Here is a 13148-nt window from a genome sequence, read left to right as displayed (position 1 = left end):
TAGGGCAAAATAAAAAAGCCCGCACTTGTAATAAGTGCGGGCTTAAGTGGAGGACAACGGAGTCGAACCGATGACCTCTTGCATGCCATGCAAGCGCTCTAGCCAGCTGAGCTAGTCCCCCAAAGTTTGTAAGATCTGTGTGCTTCGGTAGCGAAGCGGGTGCAAAAATAAGGAGTCAATTGATACAACCAACACCTCTGCAAAAAAAACCGGAAAAAATTTTTGCGGGCATTCTATGGTCTTTTTTGTACTTGCATGCCGATTATAAATCCAGGAAAAGCAGGAGGGCCAAAGGAAAGCGGAACCACCGAATGTTGTAGCATGCAGGCATTTCGGGTAGGCCTGGCTGTTATAGGCTTACAAATAAATAGGGCCGGATAGAAATCCAGCCCGCTTAAAATCCAATATCCTATGAAAAACCGAACGTATAATAGCAAGTAATGTACCATCCATGATTAAACGTATAAAATTGTAAGCTCTGCAATACATGAGGAAATCATTCCTCACCGATCTTCAAATTTGGGAAAACGGTTGCGTGCCCCCAATAGGAGGGCTTTCCTTATCTTCCTTATTCCAATCCATTTGCACCATGACCCTTTTCCGGAAATTGACCGCTGCATTGCTGTTGCCCGTTTGCCTCCATGCCCAGCCCAGCCCTCCGCAACCCGTAGGGCCGGTGCCTACCAAAGCACAATGGGAGTGGCAGCAAATGGAGTACTACATGTTTATTCATTTTGGCCCCAACACCTTTACCAATAAAGAATGGGGGCATGGTGACGAAGACCCCAAAGTTTTTCTGCCCACCCGGCTTGATGCCCGGCAATGGGCTCGCACAGCCCGCGATGCCGGTATGAAAGCCATCATCATTACCGCAAAACACCACGATGGCTTTTGCCTTTGGCCCAGCCAGTACAGCAAGCATACCGTGCGCGAAAGCAACTGGAAGGAGGGCAAGGGCGATGTGTTGCGGGAACTGTCGGAAGCCTGCCAGGCCTACGGGCTTAAGTTCGGTGTATACCTGTCGCCCTGGGACCGCAACCACCCGGCCTATGGTACCCCGGAGTACAATACTGTTTTTGCAAATACGCTCCAGGAGGTGCTGTCGGGTTATGGGCCTGTGTTTGAACAGTGGTTTGATGGCGCCAATGGGGAAGGTCCGAATGGTAAAAAGCAGGCATACGACTGGCCGCTATTCCACCAGGCCGTTTACCGCAACCAGCCCCAGGCCATCATATTCAGCGATGTGGGCCCCGGTGCCCGCTGGGTAGGCAACGAAAATGGGTATGCCGGTACCACCAACTGGTCGCGGATCACAACAGAAGGTTTTACCCCAGGTGCAGGTGCACCTGCTACCCGGGTGCTGAACCAGGGCGAGGAAACGGGGCGCCAGTGGGTACCCGCGGAATGTGATGTGAGTATCAGGCCCGGTTGGTTTTACAGTCCCGATACCGATGATAAGGTAAAGAGCGTGGCCGACCTGATGTCGATCTACGAAGGTTCGGTTGGGCGCAATGCCAACTTCCTGCTCAATGTACCCGTGGACAGGGAAGGATTGATTCACCGCAACGACTCGAGCCGGCTGATGGAGTTCCGCGCCGCCCGCGATGCTATTTATGGACGCAACCTGGCAAAGGGGCAAAAGGTAGTGGCCTCCAATACCAGGGCCAACAGCGTAAACTTTGCTGCTTCCAGGCTTACCGACGGCGATATTGATACTTATTGGTGTACCAACGATGCCGAACGTTCGGCAAGCCTGGAAGTGCAACTGGCCAAACCTGCAAGGGTAGACCGGGTATTGTTGCAGGAGTACCTGCCGCTGGGACAGCGTGTGAAATCCTTTACGGTAGAAGTGTGGGATGGCAAGGCTTTCCGCAAAGTGCAGGAGGGAACTACGGTGGGGTATAAGCGTGTGGTAAAATTTGAACCGGTAACCACCGGCAGGGTGCGGATCCGCATTACCGATGCCGTAGCTGCACCGGTATTATCTGAGGTACAGTTGTTTGCCGCACCGCACCAATAACAGCTGTTGTAAAGTTGGGTACAGGCCTTGTAGTTTTGATCCGACATTTAATTCAACTTATATTTGGATATTAATGCACTAAAACTAAAGACAAGCTTTAACCATTAAAAAGTTTCGATTCTTGGTTCAAGAGCTTGCACACCAAAACTTTTTTCATGTTGGAAGAGTCAGTGGAGTATCAGGATACAGAACAGAAAAGGCTTAAAGAACTGCATGAGCTGGACATTCTGGATACGGAGGAAGAAAAAGAGTACACAGACTTCGTTGAAATTGCTTCCGGAATTGCAGGTACACCCATTTCCCTGATAACCTTATTGGATGAAAACCGGCAATGGTTTAAAGCTTACAAAGGAGTTGACTTCCGGGAGACGCCCCGGGATATAGCATTCTGCAATATCGCGATCCAGCAGGATCAACACCTTGAAGTGGTAGATGCCACAACCGATATTCGTTTCAAAGACAACCCCCTTGTTACCGGGCCTACAAATATCCAGTTCTATGCAGGCTTTCCCTTAATCAGCCCTTTGGGTAATAAACTGGGAACCTTATGTGTCATTGACCACAAGCCTACAAGGCTTAGTGCAGCACAAAAATCCCTTTTGGAAAAATTGGCCGATAAAGTGGTGCAGATACTTGAACTGCGCCGCAAGAATATTGAACTGGTGCGTTTGCGTGCCGAAGCCGATGCCAAGCGGGAGATGATGAACCAGCTGCTCTCCAACCAGCGCAAAATGATGTCGATACTGGCGCACGATACCAAGGGGCCGCTTACCTCCATGGCCCACCTGGTAGACATGCTTTGGGAAGCGCCGGTGGTAGATGAGGATATGAAGCAAATGGCCTGCAGCCTCATGAGCGGCCAGCTTAAAGTAAGCCTCGAGTTGATCGATAACCTGATTGCCTGGGGTGCCACCCACCTTTCCGGGCAGCTATACGAGGAGCAGCCATATGCTGCCGAACCCATTGCACGCGAAACCGTTGCTACCCTTAGCCGGATGGCCGAAGAAAAAGGCATACAGGTAAAAGTGGATGCTAAAGGAGAGCCTTTATTTTGGCTGAACCGCGAAGTATTCCGGTTTATCGTGCGCAACCTGGTGCACAACGCGCTGAAATTTACCGAACAGGGTTCCGTTACTGTTTTCCTGAACTGTACCGCCGAAGCTTCCTGCATCCGGGTAGTAGATACAGGCATTGGTATGCCCAAGGGCATGGAGGAAAAACTCTTTACCCGTAAAATGTCTTCCCGCGAAGGCACCCGCAAAGAACCAGGCTCGGGGCTGGGCCTGATACTGGTGCACGACTTTGTGCTGAAGTTAGGCGGTAGCATCCAGGTACAAAGCCTTCAGGGACAGGGTACTACTTTCACCATCAGCTTTCCACTTTACGCCACAGTTCAGGAGTAAGCACTTCCTGTTAATAAATAATTGGTAATTAGGGGCTCCCAAAAACCTTTTGGGCAAAGTAGTTGTTGCAAAGGGGTACCTTATTCTTTTCGCTATGCCCCAGCCTGATCCCTTTGCGCTTTCGTTAGGTTTTGATGCCAATTTGGAAGAAAAGCGCACCGGCTTTGTGCCACCTTCCCTGCCGGGAACAGGTGCAGAGCGTTCTGAATTGCCTCCTGCTGCTCTGCCGCATCCCTCAGAGGAGCCTTCATCAAGAGCGGATGCCCCTGATCATCCGGAGGTAAGTCCTTAATAACCGGTAAGGCAAAAAGTGGCATCACAGCATGAGGGTACGCCAGACTTTTTTGGGGAATGTAAACAACAGTAGCAACCTCATCGGGACAGCTTATCTCTACAGCAGGGCAGCTTTCAACTTTATTTTCTGCTTGTACAAACCTTTGGGCACAAATGAGTTAAACAGGCACCTTCTTTGAGTCCAAAGATTAAACAATATGGGTATGGAAGTGACAGCTGTGGTATTGCATGATGGAGCGCTCGCCCATTATGATGTGGTAATTGGGCCGGGTGGTACCTGCACGGCTTATCTTTCAAGTTATCGTGGTGCCGGCAACCGTATGCCGCCCCAGTGTCTCAGCCTGCGCAAGGAAGGGCGCCATTGGGTAAGCGATGATGGCAATGAACGCTTATCCGAAGATTTGGGTTATGCCGTTGAATTAAAAGCAAGACCCATACTTGAAGATAGAAGGCGGCAGGGCGGTCACCCTGCTGGCTGATTTATACCGGGCCCTGTTTCCAGGGCTTTTTTTATACCCCACCACAATGCTTCCTTTTTCTGAAGGTACCTGCACAAAAAAAGGCCCCGGTTCCCTTGGCCTTTACGCAAGTTAAATGGCTGTCGTATCAGGCAGCCAGGTGCAGGTACTGCCTGCTTAACTTTTGTATTGGTCTGATACCTACTACCTGCTCGTTTTCCCTGCTGAAAAATAACTCGACGAAAAAATCGCCAAGGCGGAACAGGAAAACAGAAAACAGGTCTGTGTTTCTGTCGGCAATGAATTGTCCGCTACGGAGCAATGCGCGACGCTTTTGTTTGCAATTGAGGCTTTTAAAGGATTGAATATTCATTGTTTTTGGTTTACAGCTTAGGCCGAACAAAGAGGGTGCCATAGGTGCCCTTTTTTATGGGTTTCTCGGCCAATAATCCTTTTTATTTACCCCTTCTTCTTAATGGCTGTGTTTGAAAGAGCAGGCAAAAAATAATCTCCCGGGATAAAATAGCTGGTTAACAAATATTTCTTACCTTAATCTTTACCGCCATTTCCCGCCTATTGCTTGTCCTGTTTACTAAAACCATTCGTCATGGAACGCGTATTCACTACTCACTTTGAGTTTAATGGGAAAACCTACACTACCCATGTGCGGCAATTATCTGCCCGCAGAGAGGTTGCCTTCCAGGCCGAAGTGCCTGACGAGTCCCTGCTGTATCTTTTACCTGATGGCAAAGTGGTGTATTCGAGCCGCAGCGGGCTTGAAATCAGCCGCGCTACCGATGACCTGCAAAGCCACGAACTGGTGGGCGCCATTATCCGTTCTGTAGAGCCCCATTTGGTTTGATGGCTGCGCTTCGCTTCCAGGTAGGTCTTTAGCTTTTTCCCGGCGTGCAGCTGCAAGAAGTGGCTCAAAATTTTCTGCGCCTGCTTGTAATGGAACCTAAGTTATTTTCAACCATTGAGTTTGCCGAATGGAAGGCCTTTAAAGGATTTGTGGATAGCCTTTCTGAGAACTGGGCCTTCCGGGGACAGGGGCATGCAGGATGGGTGTTGAACAATGCCATTGAACGGACCGATTTTGTTCATTTTCACCAACAGGTAGAAGCCGATTTCCTGGCCGAATTCCAGCGGGGTGCCCGCAACTATCTTTCCCGCGACGAAATACCAGGGCATACCATCGAATGGCTGGCTTTAATGCAGCATCATGGTGCGCCCACCCGCCTGCTCGATTTTTCCCGCTCTCCCTTTGTAGCTTCCTTTTTTGCTTTCGAGCAGTGTCACCCGGAGACCAACCATGGTATTGCCATCTGGGCCATCAATGTTTCTTTTTTAAAACACAGGTCGTTGGAGCTGCTGGCGGGCCGTTATCCCATTGAGGCGGGAGAGGAGCGGAATGGCATCCGCGAAAGTCTTTTTGAGCAGATCTTTTTCAACAATGATATCAGCGTGGTATTCCCGGTGGAGCCATTCCGGATGAACCGCCGGTACTCCCTGCAGCAGTCGATTTTTGTAAGTACAGGAAAGGGCTACGAACCATTTATGCAGCAACTATCCTTTTTGGGCGAGGACCTGGAGAAGGCCTTTATCAAAATGGTTTTGCCTGCCTGCTTGCAAAAGGAAGTGCTGCGCGACCTCCAGCGCATGAACCTCAACCGCGCCAGCCTTTTTCCCGACCTGGACGGCTATGCCGCCTCCATGAAACTACGGTACAACAGTATGCGCACACCCGAAGAAAGTATGCAGGCGCACCTCTCGCTGATGCAGGATACCTCTTTCCGTTTTATTCCCTGAGCCCTTACAGGCTTTGTATCAGGAAAGCGGTAAGCAGCAGTAGCAACATGCAAAGCAGGGTGATCAGCAGCCAGCGCCGCCGTTGTTTTTTGCGGCGCAGGAAGCTGTTGTTGTTTGCAGGATTGTGTTGGTTCATTTCAATTGTGTACGGTAACGGAGCCCATTTCCCTTTTGGACTCTTTGCTGCAGCGGGGGCTGTTCCTTTTGTAAAAAATGGCTGATGGTAATGCCGATGCTGGATACCAGCGCCAGCAGGATAAAAGCCTGGAACAGCATGCCGCGGCCCTGAAACGCAATATTGCGGTTCAGTAAATCCATCAGGCTTTGTTTTGTTCGCCGGTTCATGTTGCCGTTTTGATAGGGATACGGTAAGGTCACTTTCAAGGCTCGTGCACTTGCACCGTTTGTGAAACAGGGAGCAGGTAATGGCTTTAAATGGTTTGTACGGCAAGGATAGGATACCTGTAAAGGTAGCGTGCAGGATACGGGACAGGAAGTAAGGGTTTGTAGTATTTGTTCTTATTTGGCGGCAGGGTTTTAAGGGCGGGTACTCCTTTTTCTCTAACAGCAAAGGATTATTGCTGAAGCGGGGTTAGGTAAAAATGCTTAGCGCTCCTTCTTTCTTTCTTATGCAAATAAATGCGCATGTAAATTTGGGAAGCGCCACAAAGCAAACAAAAATGCAAGGTCCTATGTCCCCGATTTCACTCCTCCCTGGTTCCTTTTTCCAGCTGGTACAAAGATTAAGACAATACCAACTGAGCACCCATCCGGCCAGCGGATGGTTCAAGCAGGCGCCCAAACCAAACCGCAAACCGGCAGCAGCCATGCCCAGGGTTTTATCGCCCGACAGCGTACACCTGCGCGCAGGCGCCAAACGCGATCCGCTGCGGAAAAATCCGGCTCCCTAGTCAACCTTATAAGGCCAAAAAATGTAAGTTTACCAAATAGTAAGAACTATGGGTGTGCTGAAACAAATGGCCGAATACTTATACCTGCGTAAACCCGATCCTAACCGGCCCGATTCGCAGTGGGTAAAATACATGCATGGCATCAACCGCATCAGCCTGATGCTTTTTATCGTAGCCATCATTATCCTGATCATCAAATTGGTGGTGCGCAGTTAAAAAATACCGGTGCCAGGAAAAGCAGGGATGTCCCTGCTTTTTTTATGCCTTTTGCTGTACAAATTCGTGGATGATGGTGGCCGCTCTTTCCGATGCATTGCCATACTGCCGCAGCATCTGTTGCAGTTGTGCATAGTCGGAAGCCACCTGTTGCTTGCGGGCCTCGTTGTACAATAAATCTTTTAATTCCCGGGTGATATTGGCTGCTGTCATTTCGTGCTGAATCAGTTCGGTTACCACCTGCCGGTCCATGATCAGGTTGACCAGCGAAATGTATTTGATGGTGATCAGCCTTTTGGCAATGGCGTAGGAAATGGGGGAGCCTTTATAGCAAACCACCTGGGGTACGCCAAATAGCGCGGTTTCCAAAGTGGCGGTGCCTGAAGTTACAAGGGCTGCATCCGCCGATGCCAGTAAGGAATAAGTGGCACCACGTGCCGAACCCACTTCGGGGTAGGCAGCCAGGAAAGGCTGGTAAAAAACATCATCCAGCGAAGTAGCTTTAGCCACAACAAACCGGAAGTCGGGAAAGGCACGGCTGGCTTCCAGCATCACCGGCAGCTTGGTTTCAATTTCCTGTTTGCGGCTGCCGGGCAGCAGGGCAATGACGGGTTTGGAACCAAAATCCTGCGGTTGGTGGGTGGCTTTAAAATCCTGTACTACCTGTGCCAGCGGGTGGCCAACAAACTCCACCGGGTATTTCCATTTTTGCTCAAAGAAGTCCTTTTCAAAAGGCAGGATCACCAGCATCTTGTCCACCACCTTGCGGATCTTTTTTACCCTGCTTTCCTTCCAGGCCCATACTTGTGGCGAAATATAGTAAATGACCTTCATGCCTTCCGCCTTGGCCCATTCGGCGATGCGCAGGTTAAAACCCGGGTAATCGATCAGGATCAGCACATCGGGTCGGTAGGCCCTGATATCATTTTTGCAAAAAGATAAATTGCGCAGGATGGTAGGCAGGTTTTTCACTACTTCGGCAAAACCCATAAAGGCAAGATCGCGGTAGTGCTTTACCACCGTTGCACCCGCTGCTGCCATCAGGTCGCCGCCCCAGCAGCGCATTTCGGCTGCAGGTTCTTTTTTCCGTAATTCTTTGATCAGGTTGCTTCCGTGCAGGTCGCCCGAAGCTTCACCGGCAATGAGGTAATACTTCATGATAGAATGTGCAAAGATGCCTGCAAATGGGCAATGAAAGTAGAAGCGTTCTTTCATTGGTACAACCCTTCCTTGCTGCACCTGTAGCGGCAGCAAGGAAGGGTTGTAAAAAAATATTACATAAGTGCTTTCAGCAATAGGAACAGGGCGCCATATAACACCGTCACAATAAAGATGCCTTTAGCTGTCTGGTCTTTGCGGTTGTTGATAAACAGCGTGAACAGTGCAATATTGCCTACCAGGCTCCAGGCGCCAAAAAAGGTCACCAGCCTGCTTTCCCTTTGTACCGTTTGCAGGAACTCGCCAAAAGGATAATAAGAAAACCTGAAATAGTACAGGAGCAGGAATATGAGTACGGGTGTCAGCAGGGCCAGCACCAGGCCAAGGGGCAGGTTGTCTTTAAGCTTCATCAAATTTCCAGGTTTGCTCCAGGTGTTTTTTTAGCTGGTAGTGGGTCAGGTCAAACTGAACCGGCACCAGGCTTACATAATTGTTGGCAAGGGCCCATACATCGGTGTCGGTGCCTTCGTCAAAGTTCACGAACTCGCCGGTAAGCCAGTAGTACTTGCGTCCATGCGGGTCGTTGCGTTCAATAAAATCTTCTTCGTATTTGGCATAAGCCTGCCGGCAGACACGAACACCCTTAATCTCTTCAACGGGGAGTTTGGGAAAATTTACATTGAGCACGGTATGTTTGTCGGGAATGCCTTTGAGCATCTGTTCCACAATGATGCGGGCATACTTGCGGGCTGCGGTAAAGTCAGCCTCGAGGGCATAGTCGAGCAGGGAAAAGCCAATGGAAGGAATGCTTTCGATGGCTGCTTCAACGGCTGCCGACATGGTGCCGCTGTAAATAACATTGATGCTGTGGTTGGCGCCGTGGTTGATGCCGCTGATGCAGATATCGGGTTTTTGGTGCAATACTTTATCTACCGCCAGCTTTACACAATCTACCGGTGTGCCGGTGCACTGGTAGGCTTCAATATCTTCAAAAAAATGCACTTTGTTGAGCCGCAGGGGCACTCCAATGGTAATGGCATGACCCATACCGCTCTGTGGCTTATCGGGGGCCACTACTACTATCTTGCCCAGGTCTTTTACCGCTTCCACCAGGTTGCGGATGCCGGGAGCGCCAATGCCGTCGTCGTTGGTTACCAGTATTACGGGTCTTTTCTGTTCTGTTGCCATATATCGCCGTTGGTTGTATCGTGAATGGTTGTTGGAAAGGCCGCTGACCTGATAAGATGTGCCTCCTGCTGGTAGCTGCGCGGCCGGTGCTGTATGGTTGCGAAATGTTTCTTTGGCCTCATACTGTCACTGCTTAATTGCTGCAAGAAGCATTCCCGGTCAAAAATGCTCTTTTTTAGCCGAACAAAAAATAAAGCAGTCATTGCCAGTCTAAATAAATTAGTAATTTCGGGCTAAATAAATTAGCCGCATGTCACTCGCCAATAAAAACCTGAAGTACCTGCGCAAGCTGCGTGGCTGGACACAGGAAGAGTTTGCGCAAAAGCTGCGCATCAAGCGCTCCCTGCTGGGCGCATATGAAGAAGAGCGTGCCGAACCCCGCATGGAAGTGCTGGAAGTAGTTGCCGATATGTTTCGGCTCACCCTCGATGATCTGCTGCGCAAAGACGTTAGCGAACAAAAGGGCAGCTATATCGCCAAGCGCCGTGCGGCCAAGCTGGTGGCAGGCCGTACCGATATTCCTTTTGTTCCGGTAAAAGCTGCCGCCGGTTACCTGGCTGGTTATGCCGATCCCGAGTTTATCGACGAGCTCAACACCTTTACCCTGCCCATGCTTTCGGGTGGCGATTACCGCGCCTTTGAAATTGTGGGCGACTCCATGATGCCAACGCCCAGCGGGTCGGTGATTGTAGGGGAGAAGGTGAGCAACCTGGAGGAAGTAAAAAGCAATAATACCTATATCGTGGTATCGCGTACCGATGGTATTGTGTACAAGCGGATGATGAAGAACAGCCGCCAGAAGAACAAATACACCCTGGTGAGCGACAACCCTTCTTACCAGCCTTATACCCTGGGTGCCGAAGACATTCTTGAAGTTTGGCAGGCACAAATGATCCTTTCCAAAGCCAATACGGTACAACGCTGGGATGTAGACCATTTGGCCAATATCGTTACCAACCTGCAACAGCAGGTGAGTACGCTGAAGAAGCGGATGAACTGATAAGTTTTGCTGACAGCCAATATTGTTGGATGCCTGCAGGATACCAAAAGGTCTTGCTGCCACCAACTATATTGGCTGTTTTATTTTGCCTTTATAACCTCCGCATCCCTATAAAAGGAGTACTTCTACCTATCCGTTTGTTGGGGTATAGGCTTAAATTCGCCGTCCCAACTAACTGGTCATGATCCGTGTGTTTCTGCTGTTTGCGCTTTGTCTGTATTCCTGTTTCATTTTTGGTCAAAGCCGCGAGTTGGAAGCTACCCGAACCGTTCAGCCCATCCGCATCGACGGGCAGCTTTCGGAAGGCGTATGGAAAACTGCTGCCACGGCTGGCCATTTTACCCAGTATTTTCCCAACCCGGGACATAGCGCATCGGCCGCTACCGAAGTTAAGATTGTGTATGATGATGCCGCCGTTTACATCGGTGCCGTTTTACACGATGATCCCAGCGAGATCCGCCGCCAGTTTACAGCCCGCGATGGCGAGCAGCAGGCAGATGTGGATCACTTCTCTGTTTTTTTTGATACTTACCACGACCAGCAGAACGGTTTCCAATTTTTGGTGACCAGCCAAAACGTGCAAACCGATGCCCGCCTCAGTGCCGCCTATACCGGCATTTTGGATAATGTGGGCGACCGCAGCTGGGATGCCGTTTGGCAAAGTAAGACCGCCATCACACCTGATGGCTGGGTGGTGGAAATGCGGATACCTTATATCTCTCTTCGTTTTTCGGCCAGCGAGGTTCAACGCTGGGGACTGCAGTTTATGCGTTTTATCCGCCGCAACTCGGAGTCCGATTTCTGGAGTCCTGTCAAGCCCGAACAGTCAGGCCTGGTCAACCAGTTTGGCGCCCTCAGTAATCTTACCAGTATTCAACCCCCTTTACGGTTAAGCCTTTCGCCCTACCTATCGGGTGGTGTGCGCAAACATCCAAAAGGAGCGCCGCAGGGCACCGAATGGCTGCGCAATGGCGGTATGGATGTAAAGTGGGGACTTAATGAAAGCTTTACGCTTGATGCTACGCTGGTGCCCGATTTCGGCCAGGTGATTTCCGATAATGTGATCAACAACCTCACGCCTTTTGAAGTGCAGTTCCAGGAGAACAGGCCTTTTTTTACCGAGGGTACGGAGTTGTTTAACAAGGCAGGTCTTTTCTATTCCAGGCGCATCGGCAGTACGCCTGGAGGTTATGGCGATGTAGCTGCTTTCGCATCGGGAAACCAGGAGTGGAAAGTGGAGCAGAACCCCGGGGTAACACAGTTGTACAATGCCCTGAAGTTTTCGGGACGCACCCGCAAAAAGCTGGGGATCGGGGTTTTCAATGCGGTAACAGCCCCCATGCAGGCCAGGCTGAACAATGGATTTAAGGATACAACCATTCAAACCGAGCCCTTAACTAATTATAATATCGTGGTACTGGACCAGGCTTTCAAGGGCCGAAGCAATATCACTTTTACCAACACCAGCGTATTGCGTTCCGGTACTGCCCGCGATGCCAATGTAACAGGTCTTGATTTCTCCTTCTTCGATAAAACCAATACCTATATCCTGACAGGTGCCGGCCGCTACAGTAAAGTGTTTGGGCAAACGCCATACAACGGTTTTATTTCCACCATCTATGATACGGTGCACCGGGCGGATGGTGTTTGGAAGAAGCCTTATGATGGCTACAATGCCCGGTTAAGATTTGGCAAGGTGAGCGGCCGGTGGCACTACAACGTGCAGGCAAGAATGCTCTCGCAACAGTACGACCCCAATGACCTCGGTTATCTCAACACTGCTAACCTGGTAAATTATATCGGCGACATCAGCTACAACCAATACGAAGGAACCAGGAACCTGATCAACTATTCGTACCGGCTTACAGCCGATTACAGTTACCTGTACCAGCCATATAAAAGAGCCGGGATGCAGCTCTCGCTCACGGGTTTCTGGTTGTTTAAAAACATGTGGGATGTGCGGGTTACCCTTGGTGGTGAACCTATCTGGAAGCATGACTATTTTGAATTGCGTACACCGGGTCGCTTTGTACAGATGCCTGCCTATGGCTTTGTTAATATTGGCGGCAGTACCGACAGCAGGAAAAAGCTGTATGTGGATTACGAATACGTGTTTGCCGAAGCTGCCATGCCCAATAATCCTTATTATAGCCTCAACACCGGAGTTCGTTACCGCTTCAGCAACCGGCTTAGCTTAAAACTGGAAGCCAATCGTCAACACGATCGCGGACAGGTGGGTTATGCCTTTTTGCGGGAAACAAATGGTGAACCTATTATCGGGTTGCGGGAGGTAAAGGATGTTACAATGCTGCTTTCGGGTATTTACAATTTTACGCCTCGTATGAACCTTACGCTGCGTGCCCGTCATTATTGGAGCAGTGTACATTACCAAAGCTTTCGCGATGTTGCTGCCGATGGCCGTTATGTATACCGGGCTTATATCCCCAATCAGGGTTATGATTTCAACGTGTTTAATGTTGATGGTTTTTACACCTGGGATTTCAAACCGGGCAGCCGTATTGTTGCGGGCTTTAAAAACTGGCTGGGCGCCGATCACAATATTGCACCACACAATATCACCGGTAAAGGTTATGGCAACAACCTGGCTAATACCTTGCGTATGCCGCATGGCAATGAAGTAACCCTACGGGTGATTTTCTTTATTGATTATAACCAGGTGCGGAGGAGGAA

At 50.0% G+C, this 13148-nt stretch carries 16 protein-coding genes and 1 tRNA gene; 10 read left to right on the top strand and 7 right to left on the bottom strand.

Annotation, left to right across the window (positions count from 1 at the left end; genetic code table 11):
* Positions 1–47: 47 nt before the first annotated feature.
* Positions 48–121: transfer RNA gene (locus BUE76_RS18645), tRNA-Ala, on the bottom strand.
* A 468-nt stretch (positions 122–589) separates the two neighbouring features.
* Between BUE76_RS18645 and BUE76_RS18640 the strand changes: the two genes are divergently transcribed.
* From BUE76_RS18640 to BUE76_RS18625, 4 genes are all read left to right on the top strand, one after another.
* Entirely contained in the window at positions 590–2020 is a 1431-nt protein-coding gene (locus tag BUE76_RS18640) for an alpha-L-fucosidase (protein WP_073045747.1), read from the top strand.
* 155 nt (positions 2021–2175) lie between these two features.
* Positions 2176–3423, top strand: coding sequence for a GAF domain-containing sensor histidine kinase (locus tag BUE76_RS18635; RefSeq protein WP_073045750.1), 1248 nt, complete (start codon positions 2176–2178; stop codon positions 3421–3423).
* A 49-nt stretch (positions 3424–3472) separates the two neighbouring features.
* Positions 3473–3715 carry a hypothetical protein gene (locus BUE76_RS24255; RefSeq protein WP_143157389.1) on the top strand — a complete coding sequence of 81 codons (243 nt, stop codon included), beginning with the start codon at positions 3473–3475 and terminating at the stop codon, positions 3713–3715.
* 205 nt (positions 3716–3920) lie between these two features.
* The gene (locus tag BUE76_RS18625) at positions 3921–4196 is read left to right on the top strand and encodes a hypothetical protein (protein WP_143157390.1); all 276 of its coding nucleotides are present in this window, start codon (positions 3921–3923) and stop codon (positions 4194–4196) included.
* A gap of 127 nt (positions 4197–4323) precedes the next feature.
* Here BUE76_RS18625 and BUE76_RS18620 read toward each other — a convergent pair whose 3' ends face one another.
* On the bottom strand, positions 4324–4548 hold the full coding sequence (locus tag BUE76_RS18620; RefSeq protein ID WP_073045757.1) for a hypothetical protein: 225 nt from the start codon (positions 4546–4548) through the stop codon (positions 4324–4326).
* Between the two features lie 234 nt (positions 4549–4782).
* On the opposite strand from BUE76_RS18620, the gene BUE76_RS18615 reads away from it, so the two are divergent.
* A complete protein-coding gene (locus tag BUE76_RS18615) occupies positions 4783–5037 on the top strand; it encodes a hypothetical protein (protein WP_073045759.1) in 255 nt (84 codons plus the stop codon).
* An 89-nt stretch (positions 5038–5126) separates the two neighbouring features.
* On the top strand, positions 5127–5984 hold the full coding sequence (locus BUE76_RS18610; protein ID WP_073045762.1) for an FRG domain-containing protein: 858 nt from the start codon (positions 5127–5129) through the stop codon (positions 5982–5984).
* A gap of 4 nt (positions 5985–5988) precedes the next feature.
* Here BUE76_RS18610 and BUE76_RS25310 read toward each other — a convergent pair whose 3' ends face one another.
* Both BUE76_RS25310 and BUE76_RS18605 read right to left on the bottom strand, forming a co-directional pair.
* Entirely contained in the window at positions 5989–6120 is a 132-nt protein-coding gene (locus BUE76_RS25310; RefSeq protein WP_262485775.1) for a hypothetical protein, read from the bottom strand.
* Positions 6117–6329, bottom strand: coding sequence for a hypothetical protein (locus tag BUE76_RS18605; protein WP_073045764.1), 213 nt, complete (start codon positions 6327–6329; stop codon positions 6117–6119). The genes BUE76_RS25310 and BUE76_RS18605 overlap by 4 nt, the downstream gene beginning before the upstream one ends.
* 347 nt (positions 6330–6676) lie before the next feature.
* Here BUE76_RS18605 and BUE76_RS18600 point away from each other — a divergent pair, with 347 nt between their 5' ends.
* Complete coding sequence (locus BUE76_RS18600; RefSeq protein ID WP_143157392.1) at positions 6677–6895, top strand: hypothetical protein; 219 nt, start codon at positions 6677–6679, stop codon at positions 6893–6895.
* Between the two features lie 48 nt (positions 6896–6943).
* Positions 6944–7111, top strand: coding sequence for a DUF6728 family protein (locus BUE76_RS24660; protein ID WP_173702664.1), 168 nt, complete (start codon positions 6944–6946; stop codon positions 7109–7111).
* 42 nt (positions 7112–7153) lie between these two features.
* Here the strand turns inward: BUE76_RS24660 and lpxB are convergent, their stop codons facing one another.
* The 3 genes from lpxB to surE are packed head-to-tail and all read right to left on the bottom strand — an operon-like array spanning position 7154 to position 9457.
* Positions 7154–8326 (bottom strand): lipid-A-disaccharide synthase, encoded by a 1173-nt coding sequence (gene lpxB, locus BUE76_RS18595; RefSeq protein WP_245798401.1) that lies wholly within the window; start codon positions 8324–8326, stop codon positions 7154–7156.
* 59 nt (positions 8327–8385) lie between these two features.
* Positions 8386–8679: a hypothetical protein gene (locus BUE76_RS18590; protein WP_073045769.1), complete on the bottom strand. Its 294-nt coding sequence runs from the start codon at positions 8677–8679 to the stop codon at positions 8386–8388.
* Complete coding sequence (gene surE / locus BUE76_RS18585) at positions 8669–9457, bottom strand: 5'/3'-nucleotidase SurE (RefSeq protein ID WP_073045772.1); 789 nt, start codon at positions 9455–9457, stop codon at positions 8669–8671. The genes BUE76_RS18590 and surE overlap by 11 nt, the downstream gene beginning before the upstream one ends.
* Positions 9458–9707: 250 nt before the next feature.
* Between surE and BUE76_RS18580 the strand changes: the two genes are divergently transcribed.
* Together BUE76_RS18580 and BUE76_RS18575 are read left to right on the top strand one after the other, a co-directional pair.
* Complete coding sequence (locus BUE76_RS18580; RefSeq protein ID WP_073045776.1) at positions 9708–10457, top strand: XRE family transcriptional regulator; 750 nt, start codon at positions 9708–9710, stop codon at positions 10455–10457.
* Between the two features lie 181 nt (positions 10458–10638).
* Positions 10639–13148 (top strand): DUF5916 domain-containing protein (locus BUE76_RS18575; RefSeq protein WP_076026746.1); only part of this gene is annotated, 2510 nt, incomplete at its 3' end.

The organism is Cnuella takakiae (genome assembly GCF_001953305.1).
GTDB lineage: Bacteria > Bacteroidota > Bacteroidia > Chitinophagales > Chitinophagaceae > Flavisolibacter > Flavisolibacter takakiae.
The sequence above is the reverse complement of the archived record's forward strand: the minus strand, read 5'-3'. Positions and strand labels throughout refer to the sequence as shown.